Origin of the sequence: Pseudomonas batumici (genome assembly GCF_000820515.1) — a bacterium.
Lineage (GTDB): Bacteria > Pseudomonadota > Gammaproteobacteria > Pseudomonadales > Pseudomonadaceae > Aquipseudomonas > Aquipseudomonas batumici.
This window is the reverse complement of record NZ_JXDG01000003.1, coordinates 430,291-444,650: the sequence shown is the minus strand read 5'-3', so window position 1 is coordinate 444,650 and position 14,360 is coordinate 430,291. Positions and strand designations below refer to the sequence as shown.

General features: G+C 63.5%; 16 protein-coding genes. 10 read left to right on the top strand and 6 right to left on the bottom strand.

Translation table 11 applies throughout. From position 1 onward, the window contains the following. The first annotated feature begins 157 nt into the window (after positions 1-157). From UCMB321_RS02395 to ntrC, 5 genes are all read left to right on the top strand, one after another. Entirely contained in the window at positions 158-727 is a 570-nt protein-coding gene (locus UCMB321_RS02395; RefSeq protein ID WP_040063509.1) for a chorismate mutase, read from the top strand. Positions 728-810: 83 nt separating this feature from the next. Next, on the top strand, positions 811-1,356 hold the full coding sequence (locus UCMB321_RS02390) for a DUF4124 domain-containing protein (protein ID WP_040063508.1): 546 nt from the start codon (positions 811-813) through the stop codon (positions 1,354-1,356). Next, positions 1,353-1,988, top strand: a complete 636-nt coding sequence (locus tag UCMB321_RS02385; protein ID WP_040063507.1) for a DUF4124 domain-containing protein — start codon at positions 1,353-1,355, stop codon at positions 1,986-1,988. The genes UCMB321_RS02390 and UCMB321_RS02385 overlap by 4 nt, the downstream gene beginning before the upstream one ends. Before the next feature lie 249 nt (positions 1,989-2,237). After that, a complete protein-coding gene (gene glnL / locus UCMB321_RS02380; protein WP_040063506.1) occupies positions 2,238-3,323 on the top strand; it encodes a nitrogen regulation protein NR(II) in 1,086 nt (361 codons plus the stop codon). After that, on the top strand, positions 3,320-4,756 hold the full coding sequence (gene ntrC, locus UCMB321_RS02375; RefSeq protein ID WP_040063505.1) for a nitrogen regulation protein NR(I): 1,437 nt from the start codon (positions 3,320-3,322) through the stop codon (positions 4,754-4,756). The genes glnL and ntrC overlap by 4 nt, the downstream gene beginning before the upstream one ends. Positions 4,757-5,344: 588 nt before the next feature. Here ntrC and UCMB321_RS02370 read toward each other — a convergent pair. After that, entirely contained in the window at positions 5,345-5,785 is a 441-nt protein-coding gene (locus tag UCMB321_RS02370; protein ID WP_040063504.1) for a hypothetical protein, read from the bottom strand. On the opposite strand from UCMB321_RS02370, the gene UCMB321_RS02365 reads away from it, so the two are divergent. Beyond that, positions 5,784-6,239, top strand: coding sequence for a tRNA (cytidine(34)-2'-O)-methyltransferase (locus tag UCMB321_RS02365; protein ID WP_040063503.1), 456 nt, complete (start codon positions 5,784-5,786; stop codon positions 6,237-6,239). The two genes, UCMB321_RS02370 and UCMB321_RS02365, sit on opposite strands and share 2 nt — an antisense overlap. Before the next feature lie 51 nt (positions 6,240-6,290). Here the strand turns inward: UCMB321_RS02365 and secB are convergent, their stop codons facing one another. From secB to UCMB321_RS02350, 3 genes are read right to left on the bottom strand one after another with little or no spacing between them, the layout of a single operon-like run. After that, positions 6,291-6,773, bottom strand: coding sequence for a protein-export chaperone SecB (secB, locus tag UCMB321_RS02360; RefSeq protein ID WP_040063502.1), 483 nt, complete (start codon positions 6,771-6,773; stop codon positions 6,291-6,293). A gap of 46 nt (positions 6,774-6,819) precedes the next feature. Next, positions 6,820-7,074 (bottom strand): glutaredoxin 3, encoded by a 255-nt coding sequence (grxC, locus tag UCMB321_RS02355; protein ID WP_040063501.1) that lies wholly within the window; start codon positions 7,072-7,074, stop codon positions 6,820-6,822. Position 7,075: 1 nt separating this feature from the next. After that, complete coding sequence (locus tag UCMB321_RS02350; protein ID WP_040063500.1) at positions 7,076-7,489, bottom strand: rhodanese-like domain-containing protein; 414 nt, start codon at positions 7,487-7,489, stop codon at positions 7,076-7,078. A 148-nt stretch (positions 7,490-7,637) separates the two neighbouring features. Between UCMB321_RS02350 and gpmI the strand changes: the two genes are divergently transcribed. The 4 genes from gpmI (at position 7,638) to UCMB321_RS02330 (ending at position 12,778) form a co-directional block, all read left to right on the top strand. Further along, entirely contained in the window at positions 7,638-9,173 is a 1,536-nt protein-coding gene (gene gpmI, locus UCMB321_RS02345; RefSeq protein ID WP_040063499.1) for a 2,3-bisphosphoglycerate-independent phosphoglycerate mutase, read from the top strand. 139 nt (positions 9,174-9,312) lie between these two features. Then, positions 9,313-10,620 (top strand): murein hydrolase activator EnvC family protein, encoded by a 1,308-nt coding sequence (locus UCMB321_RS02340; RefSeq protein ID WP_040063498.1) that lies wholly within the window; start codon positions 9,313-9,315, stop codon positions 10,618-10,620. A 30-nt stretch (positions 10,621-10,650) separates the two neighbouring features. Beyond that, positions 10,651-11,973: a S41 family peptidase gene (locus UCMB321_RS02335; RefSeq protein WP_040063497.1), complete on the top strand. Its 1,323-nt coding sequence runs from the start codon at positions 10,651-10,653 to the stop codon at positions 11,971-11,973. Position 11,974: 1 nt separating this feature from the next. Continuing rightward, complete coding sequence (locus UCMB321_RS02330) at positions 11,975-12,778, top strand: divergent polysaccharide deacetylase family protein (protein WP_040063496.1); 804 nt, start codon at positions 11,975-11,977, stop codon at positions 12,776-12,778. Here the strand turns inward: UCMB321_RS02330 and UCMB321_RS02325 are convergent. Both UCMB321_RS02325 and hisF read right to left on the bottom strand, forming a co-directional pair. After that, the gene (locus UCMB321_RS02325) at positions 12,759-13,514 is read right to left on the bottom strand and encodes a substrate-binding periplasmic protein (RefSeq protein WP_040063495.1); all 756 of its coding nucleotides are present in this window, start codon (positions 13,512-13,514) and stop codon (positions 12,759-12,761) included. The two genes, UCMB321_RS02330 and UCMB321_RS02325, sit on opposite strands and share 20 nt — an antisense overlap. 73 nt (positions 13,515-13,587) lie before the next feature. Beyond that, complete coding sequence (gene hisF / locus UCMB321_RS02320) at positions 13,588-14,358, bottom strand: imidazole glycerol phosphate synthase subunit HisF (RefSeq protein ID WP_040063494.1); 771 nt, start codon at positions 14,356-14,358, stop codon at positions 13,588-13,590. Positions 14,359-14,360: the final 2 nt, after the last annotated feature.

The window sequence follows — 14,360 nt, the reverse complement described above, 5'->3', positions numbered from 1 at the left end:
GCTCCTACAGGTTTCGCGGCATTTTCAAGATCCCGCGCTGTGAATAGACATCCCGGGACAAGCCCGCACCTTCTTCATGAAAAGAAACTGGCGCCTGGCCGCGCTTGTGACGTTTACTCAGAGCCCCATACCACTCTTCCAGGACGAAGCTCGCTCCATGCACCTGAAAAAATCCCTTGCCGGCCCACTGCTGCTCATCCTCCTCAGCACCGGCGCCTGTGCCCAGACCCCGAACACCACGACAGCCCCCACGTCCCTGGCGCCCCTGCTCCAGGCCATGAGCGAACGCCTGGACATCGCCGACCAGGTCGCGCTGACCAAATGGGACAGCGGCAAACCGATCCAGGACAGCCCGCGCGAGCAGCAAGTCATCGCCAACGCCGCGCAACAGGCCGCCACCTATCAGCTCAACCCCGAAGACGTGAGCCAATTCCTCGCCGCCCAGATCGAAGCCAACAAGCTGGTGCAATACGCGCTGCTGGCCAAGTGGCGCGATGCCGGTAAGGCCCCGACCATCGCCCGCCCCGACCTGGTGAAACAGATCCGCCCGGCACTGGACCAACTGCAGACCCGCCTGCTGCAACACTACGCCGCCTTCGCCGCCTCACGACGGGACCCGCAATGCCCGACCTGGCTGGCCCAGGGGCGCAAGGCCCTGAGCATCGACGAGATCCATGACCTGGCCCTGGTTCGCGCCACAGGCGAGTTGTGCATCAGCGGGCGCTGAAGCCGTTGAAGGTTGTGCTCTATGCTGACACCCTGACGCATCTGGGCGGGATGCCACCGCCAGGACCATTATCGGGAGTGTCCATGGGTCGAAGCCTTCTCTTGCTGCTAATGGCCGTTGCCTTGCCGGCGGCCGCACATATCTACAAGTACACCGACGCCAACGGCAACACGGCCTACAGCAACCAGCCGCCCGACGGCACCGCCGCGCAGACCGTCGAACTACCGCCACTCAACAGCGTCGGCCTGCAGCAACCGGCCGCGCCGGCGGCACCGGCAGCGGCCACACCCGTGGCCTCGAAGGCGACATCGGCGAACGACGGCGCGCTCTACAGCACCCTGGAGCTGACGGACATCCCGACCCAGGAAGCCCTGCGCGCCAACAACGGCACCTTTACCGTGGGTGTGAAGCTAGAGCCGCGCCTGCAACGCCAGCACCTGCTGCGCCTGGTACTCGACGGCGTGCCCTACGGCCAGCCGAGCAATGTGCCGCGCCTGCAACTGGTGAATATCGACCGCGGCGACCATACCCTCGGCGTCCAGGTGCTGGCGGGCGACCAGGTCGTGCAGCAAAGCCCCATCGTGCCCTTTACCCTCCAACGGGTGCACAAGCCCGTGAGCCATCCATGATTCGAGTGTTCGTCCGCCTGCTGCCGCTGCTCCTGACCCTCTGCGCAGGCTCCGCGCCGGCCGAGATCTACACCTACATCGACAGCCAGGGCAATCGGGTCTTCACCGACCAGCACCGCGCCGGCGCCAAAGCGGTGCCCCTGCCGCCGGTCAATCGCCTGTCGCTGACACCGGCGAGCCCCCCGCCTGCGCCAACCGCCCCGACAAAGCCCAAGGTCCAGCCGATCGTCCATTACCAGATGCTGCGCATCCTGGTGCCGGACCCCGATGCAACCATCCGTAGCACCGAAGGCAATCTGATCGTCAGCGTCACCAGCGAACCCGGCCTGATGCCCAGCCATGCCTATCGCCTGCTGCTGGACGGCAAACCCACCGCCGCGCCCGGTTCCAGCCCGGTGTTCGCCTTGAACAACATAGACCGCGGCAGCCACCAGCTGGCGGTGGAAATCCTCGACGAACAGGGGCGGATCGTCGAACGCACGGCCAACCAGCCCTTCCATATGGTGCGCATCTCGCTAGCGCAGAAACGCCAGGCCAACCCCTGCCAGCTCGCCGACTACGGCCAACGGCCCGAATGCCCCCTGGCGGACAAGCCCGTAGAAGAAAGCAGCAGCATTTTGCCGTTTCTCTGATCAGCGCTCACAGGCACCACATTGGTGCACTAAACTGCACACTTGCCCGAGCCAAATCCCATTTTGGTTCGAAAGTACCCGCGACAACTGGCAGAACGCCACTCAATCGAGCCTGAAACGCCCATTTCAGACGATTCGCGCTTCTTTTCGGAGCCTTGGTTTGGTTTTTGCATTTTCCTCGTATCGGCGCCTTATTCGCGCGCGCAAATCGGGACCGGCCCCGTTTGCCATGCTCCAAAAGAGGTCCCCATGACCATCAGCGACGCCCTGCACAGACTGTTACTCGACAACCTGACCACCGCCACCATCCTGCTCAACGCCGAACTGCGCCTGGAGTACATGAACCCGGCGGCGGAAATGCTCCTGGCCATCAGCGGCCAGCGCAGCCATGGCCAGTTCATCAGCGAACTGTTCACCGAGTCCGTCGAAGCCTTGAACTCCCTGCGCCAAGCCGTGGAGCAGGCGCACCCGTTCACCAAGCGCGAAGCCATGCTCACGGCGCTGACCGGCCAGACCCTGACCGTCGACTACGCCGTGACGCCGATTCTCAGCCAGGGCGAAACCCTGCTGCTGCTGGAAGTCCATCCCCGTGACCGCCTGCTGCGCATCACCAAGGAAGAGGCCCAGCTGTCCAAGCAGGAAACCACCAAGATGCTGGTGCGCGGCCTGGCCCACGAGATCAAGAACCCCCTGGGCGGGATCCGCGGGGCCGCGCAGTTGCTGGCCCGCGAGCTGCCGGAAGAAAGCCTGAAGGACTACACCAACGTCATCATCGAAGAGGCCGATCGCCTGCGTAACCTGGTGGATCGCATGCTCGGCTCGAACAAACTGCCGTCCCTGGCGCTGACCAACGTCCACGAAGTGCTGGAACACGTCAGCAGCCTGGTGGAGGCCGAAAGCCAGGGCTGCATCAACCTGGTGCGGGACTATGACCCCAGCATTCCCGACGTCCTGATCGACCGTGAACAGATGATCCAGGCCGTGCTCAATATCGTGCGCAACGCCATGCAGGCCATCAGCAGCCAGAACGAGCTGCGCCTGGGCCGCATCAGCCTGCGCACCCGGGCGATCCGCCAGTTCACCATCGGCCATGTCCGCCATCGCCTGGTGACCAAGATCGAGATCATCGACAACGGCCCGGGGATTCCCGCCGAGCTGCAGGAAACCATCTTCTACCCCATGGTCAGCGGCCGCCCGGACGGTACCGGGCTGGGCCTGGCCATTACCCAGAACATCATCAGCCAGCACCAGGGCCTGATCGAGTGTGAGAGCCACCCCGGCCACACCACGTTCTCGATCTTTCTGCCACTGGAACAAGGAGCCACATCGACATGAGCCGTAGTGAAACCGTGTGGATCGTCGATGACGACCGTTCTATCCGCTGGGTCCTGGAGAAAGCCCTGCAACAGGAAGGCATGACCACCCAGAGCTTCGACAGTGCCGATGGCGTGATGAGCCGCCTGGTCCGTCAGCAACCGGATGTGATCATCTCCGACATCCGCATGCCCGGCGCCAGTGGCCTGGACCTGCTGGCGCGGATTCGCGAGCAGCACCCGCGCCTGCCGGTGATCATCATGACCGCCCATTCCGACCTCGACAGCGCGGTGGCGTCCTACCAGGGCGGGGCGTTCGAATACCTGCCCAAGCCGTTCGACGTCGATGAAGCGGTGTCGCTGGTCAAGCGCGCCAACCAGCATGCCCAGGAACAGCAAGGCATGGACGTGGCGCCGACCCTGACCCGCACCCCGGAAATCATCGGTGAAGCGCCGGCGATGCAGGAAGTGTTTCGCGCCATCGGTCGCCTCAGCCACTCCAACATCACGGTGTTGATCAATGGCGAATCCGGCACCGGCAAGGAGCTGGTGGCCCACGCCCTGCACCGTCACAGTCCGCGGGCGGCGCAACCGTTCATCGCCTTGAACATGGCGGCGATTCCCAAGGACCTGATGGAGTCCGAACTGTTCGGCCACGAGAAAGGCGCCTTTACCGGCGCGGCCAACCTGCGTCGCGGGCGCTTCGAACAGGCCGATGGCGGCACGCTGTTCCTCGACGAGATCGGCGACATGCCGGCCGACACCCAGACCCGCCTGCTGCGGGTGCTGGCGGACGGCGAGTTCTACCGGGTCGGCGGGCATACGCCGGTCAAGGTCGACGTGCGCATCATCGCCGCGACCCACCAGAACCTGGAAACCCTGGTCCATGCGGGCAAATTCCGTGAAGACCTGTTCCATCGCCTGAACGTGATCCGCATCCATATTCCACGGATGTCGGACCGTCGCGAAGACATTCCGACCCTGGCCAAGCACTTCCTCGCCCGTGCCGCCCAGGAGTTGTCGGTGGAGCCGAAGCTGCTGAAGCCGGAAACCGAGGAATACCTGAAGAACCTGCCGTGGCCGGGCAACGTGCGCCAGCTGGAGAACACCTGCCGCTGGATCACCGTGATGGCCTCCGGTCGCGAAGTGCATATCAGCGACCTGCCACCGGAACTGCTCAACCTGCCCCAGGATTCGGCGCCGGTGACCAACTGGGAGCAGGCGCTGCGCCAGTGGGCGGACCAGGCGCTGGCACGCGGTCAATCCAGCCTGCTGGACAGCGCCGTGCCGAGCTTCGAACGGATCATGATCGAGACCGCCCTCAAGCACACCGCCGGCCGCCGCCGCGACGCCGCCGTGCTGCTGGGCTGGGGCCGCAACACCTTGACCCGCAAGATCAAGGAGCTGGGCATGAAGGTCGATGGCGGGGATGAGGACGACAGCGACGAGGGTTAACCCTGATCGCACCTGCGAAGCTTCAAGCCAAACCCTCTACAGCCGGGCTGTAGAGGGTTTTTTATTGCCCTGCAAATCAGCTTGGCGACTGTAGGCGTGCACCACGGCAATGCACTTTGAACCGCTATCGAGCAGGCTCCCGAGCTACGCAAGCCTCACCGCCGTTTTCCTGCCGTACCGGCAAGGCCCCGTATTCCGGGACTCTCAGCCATCCCTAGGAAATTTCCGAAGCAATCGTCGGCGTTTTTCAAAAACTGGCACGCGCCCTGCAATAACCCCAGTACAACCCAGTTTCGGGGACCCTGGTACAGGCAGGCCAGGACTCCCCTTCTTTACAACCGGGGCTCACACCGCTCACAGCGACGAGCCCCAAAACGCTTTCGGGAACCCCGGTACAGGCAGGCCGGGACTTCCCTCTTTAACACCCGGACTCATACCGCCCGCCGCGACGAGTCCAAACGCTTTCGGGGACCCTGGTACAGGCAGGCCGGGACTCCCCTTCTTTACAACCGGGACTCATACCGCTCACAGCGACGAGTCCAGATGCTTTCGGGAACCCTGGTACAGGCAGGCCAGGACTTCCCTCTTTTATTCCTCCCGGAGATTGATCGCCAATCTCCAGCGGCCGTCTACCGTCGCGCCGGCCCACTCGCCGTGCAGCGGACGCGCCGCCAGCAGCGTCAGCAACAACCCCTTGTCACTCACGCGCACATGCCAGTTGGCGTCCTTGCCGGCCACCTGCAAGTGCCCGCTCTGCGCCTTGCCCTCGGCATCGAACAACAACGCCACCGCACCGTCGACCTCCTCGCCATGCACCTTGGGTTCGGCACTGAACCACAGCACCACCCCGTCGGGCACCGCGTCGACCTGTTGCAGCACCAGGGGCTCGGGCGCCGTCAGGCGGCCGATCATCAGACCGATCATCAGGCCGACAATCGCCAACGATCCCATTACCCGCGGCATTAGCTTCGGTCGCGGGTCCTCTTCGGGAGTAGAATGCTGCCTATCTTCATCTTCGGAGCCGTGCATGTTTCACGTCATCCTTTTTCAACCAGAAATTCCGCCGAATACCGGCAACATTATAAGGCTATGCGCCAACAGCGGCTGCCACCTGCATTTGATCGAGCCCATCGGTTTCGAAATGGACGACAAGCGCCTGCGCCGTGCCGGCCTCGACTATCACGAGTACGCCACGCTCAAGACCCACACCGACCTCGCCAGTTGCCTGGAAAGCCTTGGCCACCCGCGCCTGTTCGCCTTCACCACCAAGGGTTCGCGGCTGTTCCACGATGCGCGCTTCGCCGAGGGCGATGCGTTTCTCTTCGGTCCGGAAAGCCGTGGCCTGCCGGCCGAGGTGCTCGACGCCCTGCCCGGCGAACAGCGCCTGCGCCTGCCCATGCGCGAAGGCTGCCGCAGCCTGAACCTGTCCAACACCGTGGCGGTGGCGGTTTACGAAGGCTGGCGCCAGCTGGGCTTTGCCTGAACAAAAAAAGCGCCGAAAAGGCGCTTTTTTCTGTAGGTGCCGGCAATCCGCTTATTGAACGGTTTGCGAACCTTCTTCCTGCAGACGCTGCAGCTCTTGCGCGTACAGGGCGTCGAAGTTGACCGGGGCCAGCATCAGCGCCGGGAACGAACCACGGGTCACCAGGCTGTCCAGGGTTTCGCGCGCGTACGGGAACAGGATGTTCGGGCAGAACGCACCCAGGGTGTGGCTCATGGAAGGCGCGTCCAGGTTCTTGATCAGGAAGATACCGGCCTGCTGCACTTCAGCGATGAACGCCACTTCGTCACCGTTCTTCACGGTCACCGACAGGGTCAGCACCACCTCGTGGAAGTCGCTTTCCAGGGCTTTCTGACGGGTGTTGAGGTCCAGACCGACGCTCGGCTCCCACTGCTGGCGGAAGATCGCCGGGCTTTTCGGGGCTTCGAAGGACAGGTCACGCACGTAGATACGCTGCAAGGAGAATTGCGGTTGGTTTTCTTCTTCGTTCGCAGCAGTGTTCTGTTGGTCAGTCATCGCAGCAGATCCTTCTTGATCTTCAGGTCTTTAAAGGGTTGGGGAATCAAGCTTCTAGCAACGCATCCAGCTTCCCGGCGCGCTCGAGGGCGAACAGGTCATCGCAACCACCGACATGCCGGTCGCCGATCCAGATCTGCGGCACGGACGTGCGCCCCGCCTTCCGGGCCATTTCGGCGCGCAGCTGCGGCTTGCCATCGACCTTGATCTCGTCGAAGGCAACGTTCTTGCTGCCGAGCAACGACTTGGCCCGCATGCAGTAAGGACAGTAATCACTGGAGTAAACGACGACCTGGCCCATATCACTTCACCAGCGGCAGATTGTCGGCTTTCCAGCTGGAAATACCGCCGGACAGCTTGGCGGCAATGAAGCCGGACTTGAGCAGTTCGCGGGCATGAGTCCCGGAATGCTGGCCCTGGGCGTCGACCAGAATCAGGGTCTTGGCCTTGTGCTTTTCCAGTTCGCCGATACGCGCCATCAGCTTGTCCTGGGGAATGTTCAGCGCGCCGACGATGTGACCGGCCGCGAATTCCTTGCTCGGACGCAGGTCGATGACCACGCCCTGATCCTGGTTGACCAGCGCTGTCAGCTGGCCGGTGCTCAGGCTGGCGCCGCCGCGGCTCATTTCATGGGCAATCAGCAAGGCCAGCAGGAGCACGAAGGCGCCGGCCAACAGGTAGTGGTTAGTGGCAAATGCAATCAGGTGATCGACCATCAGGAGTTTCCAGGGCGTTAAAATGTGGGCCAGTATACACAGCCGTCAAGGTCGGCCAAACCCCGCCCGGCGGTGACGGCCTTTGAACTTGGCTTTAAACTGCGACTCTTTTTTCCATGTCCTTTCAATCCAGCCGCGAGAGCCATCCATGACTACCACGCCTAAACCTTTGGTCCTGATCATCCTGGATGGCTTCGGTCACAGTGAGAGCCAGGACTACAACGCTGTCTATGCGGCGAAAAAACCGGTGCTCGACCGTCTCGTCGCCAGCGTGCCCAATGGCCTGATCTCGGGCTCGGGCATGGATGTCGGCCTGCCGGACGGGCAGATGGGCAACTCCGAGGTCGGCCACATGAACCTCGGTGCCGGACGTGTGGTGTACCAGGATTTCACCCGCGTGACCAAGGCGATCCGCGACGGCGAGTTCTTCGAGAATCCGACGATCTGCGCGGCGGTAGACAAGGCGGTGGGCGCGGGCAAGGCAGTGCACATTCTCGGCCTGCTGTCCGAGGGTGGCGTGCACAGCCACCAGGACCACCTGGTGGCCATGGCCGAGCTGGCGTTCAAGCGCGGCGCCGAGAAGATCTACCTGCACGCCTTCCTCGACGGTCGCGACACCCCGCCGAAAAGCGCCGAGTCGTCCATCGAACTGCTGGACGAAACCTTCCGCACCCTGGGCAAGGGCCGCATCGCCAGCCTGGTGGGCCGTTATTTCGCCATGGACCGCGACAACCGCTGGGACCGCGTGACCCAGGCCTACAACCTGATCGTCGACGGCCAGGCCGAGTTCCAGGCCGCCACCGCCCAGGAAGGCCTGCAGGCCGCCTATGAGCGCGGCGAGAGCGACGAATTCGTCAAGGCCACGAGCATTGGCGAGAAAGTCACAGTCGAAGACGGCGACGCCGTGGTGTTCATGAACTTCCGCGCCGACCGCGCCCGTGAGCTGACCCGGGTGTTCGTCGAAGACGACTTCAAGGACTTCGAACGCGCCCGCCAACCCAAGCTGGCCGGTTTCGTCATGCTCACCCAATACGCCGCCAGCATCCCCGCGCCGTCGGCCTTTGCCCCGGGCAGCCTGGAAAACGTGCTGGGCGACTACCTGGCGAAAAACGGCAAGACCCAACTGCGGATCGCCGAAACCGAGAAATACGCCCACGTGACCTTCTTCTTCTCCGGCGGTCGCGAGGAGCCCTTCCCCGGCGAAGAACGCATCCTGATCCCGTCGCCGAAAGTCGCCACCTACGACCTGCAGCCGGAAATGAGCGCACCCGAGGTCACCGACCGGATCGTCGACGCCATCGAGCACCTGCGCTATGACGTGATCGTGGTCAACTACGCCAACGGCGACATGGTCGGCCACAGCGGCGTGTTCGAGGCGGCCGTTAAAGCCGTGGAATGTCTGGATTTGTGCGTAGGACGTATCGTCGACGCCCTGGAGAAGGTCGGCGGCGAAGCCCTGATCACCGCCGACCACGGCAACGTCGAACAAATGGAAGACGAAACCACCGGTCAGGCCCACACCGCCCACACCACCGAGCCAGTACCGTTCATCTACTTCGGCAAACGGCCGCTGAAGGTCCGCGAAGGCGGCGTGTTGGCGGATGTCGCACCGACCATGCTCAAGCTTCTGGGCCTGAAACAGCCGCAAGAGATGACCGGTACTTCGATCCTGACTGACGTCTAAATACCGTAAATCTGGCCGGCCGCCGGCCTGCGGCCTACCGCTTTATCGGAAACGCCTGAAAGCAACCGCTTTTGGGCGTTTTTTTTGCAGCGCGCGGCGGGCATACTAGGACGTCCCGTTCCCAGGTGTCGCCCGCCCCATGCTTCGCGCCCTTATCGCCCTAGCCTTGATCTGCCTGCTCCAACCGGCCTTTGCCGACGAGCGCACGCAAACCCAGCAGCAGTTGGACGCCACGCGTCAGGATATCGCTGAGCTGAAAAAGCTCCTGGGCAAGCTGCAGGAAGAAAAATCCGGCGTGCAGAAAGAACTGCGCGGCACCGAAACCGAGATGGGCAAGCTGGAGAAGGAAGTCGATGCCCTGCAGAAAGAGCTGAAAAAGAGCGAAAGCGAACTGCAGCGGCTCGATGGAGAGAAAAAAAAACTCCAGAGCGCGCGCACTGAACAGCAGCGACTGATCGCCATCCAGGCCCGCGCCGCCTACCAGGCCCGCGCCGCCTACCAGGGGGGCCGCCAGGAGTACCTCAAGCTGCTGCTCAACCAGCAGAACCCGGAAAAATTCGCCCGCACCCTGACCTATTACGACTACCTGAGCCAGGCCCGTATGGAGCAGTTGAAGAACTTCAACGAAACCCTGCGCCAACTGGCCAACGTCGAAAAAGACATCAATCTGCAGCAGGCCCAGTTGCTGGTGCAGAAAAGCAGCCTGGACAGCCAGCGCGACGAGCTGGACAAGGTCCGCAAGGAGCGCCAGGCGGCGCTGGCCAAGCTCAATGACGACGTGAAGGCCCGCGACCAGAAGCTCGCCGCCCGCGAACAGGACCAGGCCGACCTGTCGAAAGTCCTCAAGACCATCGAAGAAACCCTGGCCCGCCAGGCCCGCGAGGCGGAAGAAGCGCGCCAGAAAGCGCTGCTCGCCCAGCAGGAAGCCGAAAAAAAGCGCCAGCGTGAGGCGGCCGAGCTCGCCAACGACGACAGCCCTCGCCCCCCGCGTAAAACCACGCCCGGCGCCCTGGTCTCGAGTGCGGGAGAATCCTTCGGCGGCCCTTTTGCCTCAGCGCGCGGCAAACTGCCCTGGCCAGTTGATGGCCGCTTGCTCGCGCGCTTTGGCGAAACCCGTGGCGATGACGCCCGGACCAAGTGGGACGGCGTGATGATCAGCGCCGCCGCCGGTAGCCAGGTGCACGCCGTGCACGGGGGCCGCGTGGTGTTCGCCGACTGGTTGCGAGGCGCCGGCCTGCTGGTCATTCTGGACCACGGCAACGGTTACCTGAGCCTCTATGGCCACAACCAGACGCTGCTCAAGTCAGCAGGCGATGTGGTAAAAGCCGGTGAATCGATCTCTACTGTAGGTAACAGTGGCGGCCAGGAAGCACCAGCACTGTATTTCGCTATACGTCAGCAGGGTCACCCGAGTGATCCGGCTCAATGGTGCCGCGCCCAAGGATAGGCCGGCATCTTAATCAGGAGTTCGTTCGACATGTTGCATCTGTCCCGCCTCACCTCGCTGGCCCTGACGATCGCCCTGGTGATCGGCGCGCCCCATGCGTTCGCTGCGCAGCCTGCCCAGCCCGCTCCGGCCGCCGCCCCGGCCGTCACCGCCAAGGCTCCGCTGCCGCTCGATGAGCTGCGCACCTTTGCCGAGGTCATGGACCGGATCAAGGCCGCCTATGTCGAGCCGGTGGACGACAAGACCCTGCTGGAGAATGCCATCAAGGGCATGCTCAGCAACCTCGACCCGCATTCCGCCTACCTCGGGCCGGACGACTTCGCCCAGTTGCAGGAAGACACCAGCGGCGAATTCGGCGGCCTGGGTATCGAAGTCGGCATGGAAGACAATTTCGTCAAGGTGATCTCGCCCATCGACGACACCCCGGCGTCCAAGGCCGGCGTGCAGGCCGGTGACCTGATCGTCAAGATCAACGGCCAGCCGACCCGTGGCCAGACCATGACCGAAGCGGTCGACAAGATGCGCGGCAAGGTCGGCCAGAAAATCACCCTGACCCTGGTACGCAATGGCGGCGCGCCCTTTGACGTGACCCTGACCCGGGCGATCATCCGCACCAAGAGCGTGCGCAGCCAGATGCTGGATAACGGCTACGGCTATATCCGCATCACCCAGTTCCAGGTCAAGACCGGCGACGAGGTCTCCAAGGCCCTGACGGCCCTGCGCAAGGAAAACGGCAACAAGAAGCTCAACGGCATCGTCCTCGACCTGCGCAACAACCCCGGTGGCGTGCTGCAGGCGGCGGTGGAAGTGGTCGACCACTTCATCAAAAAGGGCCTGATCGTCTACACCAAGGGTCGCATCGCCAACTCCGAACTGCGCTTCTCGGCCACCGGCCACGACGAAAGCGAAGCGGTCCCGATGGTGGTGCTGATCAACGGCGGCAGCGCCTCGGCTTCGGAAATCGTCGCCGGCGCCCTGCAAGACCAGAAACGCGCAGTACTGATGGGCACCAACAGCTTCGGCAAGGGCTCGGTGCAGACCGTGCTGCCGCTGAGCAATGACCGCGCGCTGAAGATCACCACCGCGCTGTACTACACACCCAACGGTCGCTCGATCCAGGCCCAGGGCATCGTTCCGGATGTCGAGGTGCGCCAGGCCAAGGTCAGCGGGGCCCAGGACGACGAGACCTTCAAGGAAGCCGACCTGCAAGGTCACTTGGGTAATGGCAACGGCGGCGCGGACAAGCCGAGCGTCAAGCCGACCAAGGGCAAGCCACGCCTGCAGGACGACGACTACCAGTTGGGCCAGGCGCTGAGCCTGCTCAAGGGCTTGAGCGTCACGCGCGGCAATTGAGATGTTGCGCTGGCCGTTGTGCGCCCTGTTCGCCTGCCTGATCGGCGTTGCCCAGGCAACGCCGGTCGACACGCCGACACCGTCCAAGGCCTACCTCACGCTGATCATCGATGACCTGGGGCAGAACCTGCCCCGGGATCGTCGCGTGCTGGCCCTGCCCGGACCGATCACCCCGTCGATCATGCCGGACACCCCGCACGCCGCCGAACTCGCCCGCGAGGCGCATGCCGCCGGCAAGATCGTCATGCTGCACATGCCCATGGACCCGGCCACCGGCCCCTTCGCCTGGCATCCCGAACTGCCCCTGGACGAATTGCAAAAGCGCCTGGCGGCCGCCTTCAAGGTCGTGCCCTATACCAGCGGTATCAACAATCATGAAGGCAGCCGCATGACCGCCGAACCGCTGGCCATGGCCTGGTTGATGGGCGAGTTGCAGCGGCGCAACAAGTTTTTCGTCGACAGTCGTACCAGTGCCAGGACCGTCGCCGCGTCCGAAGCGCAGAAGATCGGCCTGGCGAGCGTGTCGCGGGATGTCTTCCTCGACAATGAACGCACCGAGCTGGCCATTGCGGCCCAGCTGGAAACCGCGATCAAGCTGGCGCGCAAGCAAGGCAGCGCGGTGGTCATCGGCCATCCCTACCCGCAGACGCTGGCCGTGCTGGAACGCGAGCTGCCCAAGCTCAAGGAACAGGGCATCGACTGGATCGATATCAAGTCGATGATCGCCCTGCGCGGCAACCAGGCCGCGGCCGGGCATGGCAAGGACGGTGTTTACCGCCAGGCACCTACAGGTAACGCGCCATGATCTCGTCGACCTTGCCTTCCTTGCGCAACTGATCCAGCGCCGCCTGCAATCGGGCCACCACCTCGTCCGGCACCTCCTTGTTCAGCGCCAGATACAACTCGGTGCTGTTGAAACGCAGCACGGTCTTGAGCCCGGTCACTCCTTCCTGACGCGCCAGGAAGCGTCCCGCCGGGTCGCCGGTGGCCCACAGGTCGATCTGCCCCGCCACCAGCTTCTTCGCATTGTCCTGGTCGCGCAGCACCAGCACCGGGGCCAGCCCCTGCCTGGCCAGGGTTTCAGCAATGGCATCGCCCTTATAGGCCCCGATCTTGTACTTGCGGGCCTGCTGCAAAGCCTCCAGGACAAGCTGGCTATCAGCCCTGGCGAGCATGACCCAATCGTCCGGCCCGATCGGCCCCACCCATTTGAACAACGTTTCGCGCTCCGGCAGGCGCGCCATGACGAACACCCCGTAACCGGGCTTTTCCAGGGCGAGCTTGTAGATACGCTCCCAGGGGAATCGCAGGGTCAGGCTATACGGGACTCCGGCACGCTTGAAGGTTTCGCGGACGATATCCACGGCAATGCCTTCGATATTCTCGTCCTGGGCGAAGTTCTTGCCGTTCTTCGCCATGTTGTACGGCGGGAAATTTTCCGTCAGCAGGACCAGCGAAGTATCGGCAGTGTCCGCCGCACGGGCAGCCCCCGCCAACAGCAGCAAGCCGCCAGCGAAAGCGAGTAGAAGAGGTTTGAACATGCTGTACTACCGAAATCCATGGCGTGCCCAAGCGTGACCCGGGCTCGCCATGCTGTCCAGTGGCCTGTACTGCCTAGCGGACCACGATGCCGCGTTGAGCCATGTAGGCCTTGGCTTCAGGCACCGTGTATTCGCCGAAGTGGAAGATGCTCGCCGCCAGCACCGCGCTGGCGTGGCCTTCGAGAATCCCGTCGGCCAGGTGCTGGAGGTTGCCGACGCCGCCCGAGGCGATCACCGGGATGCCCAAGGCATCGCTGATGGCGCGGGTCACGCCGAGGTCGAAGCCGTTTTTCATGCCGTCCTGGTCCATGCTGGTGAGCAGGATCTCACCGGCGCCCAGGCCTTCCATCTTCTTCGCCCACTCCACCGCGTCGAGCCCGGTGGGCTTGCGGCCGCCGTGGGTGAAAATCTCCCAGCGCGGGGTTTCGCCCGGCAGCGAGACCTTCTTCGCATCGATGGCGACGACGATGCACTGCGAACCGAAATGCTCGGCCGCTTCGCCGACGAACTCGGGGTTGAACACCGCCGCCGTATTGATCGAGACCTTGTCGGCACCGGCATTGAGCAGGTTGCGGATGTCCTGCACGGTGCGCACGCCGCCGCCGACCGTCAGCGGGATGAACACCTGGCTGGCCATGCGCTCGACGGTGTGCAGCGTGGTGTCACGGCCGTCGACGCTGGCGGTGATGTCGAGAAAGGTGATCTCGTCCGCGCCCTGCTCGTCGTAGCGCCGGGCGATTTCCACCGGATCACCGGCATCGCGGATGTTCTCGAACTTGACGCCCTTGACCACGCGACCGTTGTCGACGTCCAGGCAAGGGATGATGCGTTTGGCCAGCGCCATGG

Bases quoted from the DNA above. Each gene is read 5' to 3' on its own strand.
- UCMB321_RS02390 (WP_040063508.1), top strand. From the start codon at position 811: ATGGGTCGAAGCCTTCTCTTGCTGCTAATGGCCGTTGCCTTGCCGGCG.
- hisF (WP_040063494.1), bottom strand. From the start codon at position 14,358: ATGGCGCTGGCCAAACGCATCATCCCTTGCCTGGACGTCGACAACGGT.
- ntrC (WP_040063505.1), top strand. From the start codon at position 3,320: ATGAGCCGTAGTGAAACCGTGTGGATCGTCGATGACGACCGTTCTATC.
- UCMB321_RS02365 (WP_040063503.1), top strand. From the start codon at position 5,784: ATGTTTCACGTCATCCTTTTTCAACCAGAAATTCCGCCGAATACCGGC.
- secB (WP_040063502.1), bottom strand. From the start codon at position 6,773: ATGACTGACCAACAGAACACTGCTGCGAACGAAGAAGAAAACCAACCG.
- UCMB321_RS02325 (WP_040063495.1), bottom strand. From the start codon at position 13,514: ATGTTCAAACCTCTTCTACTCGCTTTCGCTGGCGGCTTGCTGCTGTTG.
- UCMB321_RS02340 (WP_040063498.1), top strand. From the start codon at position 9,313: ATGCTTCGCGCCCTTATCGCCCTAGCCTTGATCTGCCTGCTCCAACCG.
- UCMB321_RS02385 (WP_040063507.1), top strand. From the start codon at position 1,353: ATGATTCGAGTGTTCGTCCGCCTGCTGCCGCTGCTCCTGACCCTCTGC.
- UCMB321_RS02370 (WP_040063504.1), bottom strand. From the start codon at position 5,785: ATGCACGGCTCCGAAGATGAAGATAGGCAGCATTCTACTCCCGAAGAG.
- UCMB321_RS02395 (WP_040063509.1), top strand. From the start codon at position 158: ATGCACCTGAAAAAATCCCTTGCCGGCCCACTGCTGCTCATCCTCCTC.
- UCMB321_RS02335 (WP_040063497.1), top strand. From the start codon at position 10,651: ATGTTGCATCTGTCCCGCCTCACCTCGCTGGCCCTGACGATCGCCCTG.
- gpmI (WP_040063499.1), top strand. From the start codon at position 7,638: ATGACTACCACGCCTAAACCTTTGGTCCTGATCATCCTGGATGGCTTC.
- glnL (WP_040063506.1), top strand. From the start codon at position 2,238: ATGACCATCAGCGACGCCCTGCACAGACTGTTACTCGACAACCTGACC.
- grxC (WP_040063501.1), bottom strand. From the start codon at position 7,074: ATGGGCCAGGTCGTCGTTTACTCCAGTGATTACTGTCCTTACTGCATG.
- UCMB321_RS02330 (WP_040063496.1), top strand. From the start codon at position 11,975: ATGTTGCGCTGGCCGTTGTGCGCCCTGTTCGCCTGCCTGATCGGCGTT.
- UCMB321_RS02350 (WP_040063500.1), bottom strand. From the start codon at position 7,489: ATGGTCGATCACCTGATTGCATTTGCCACTAACCACTACCTGTTGGCC.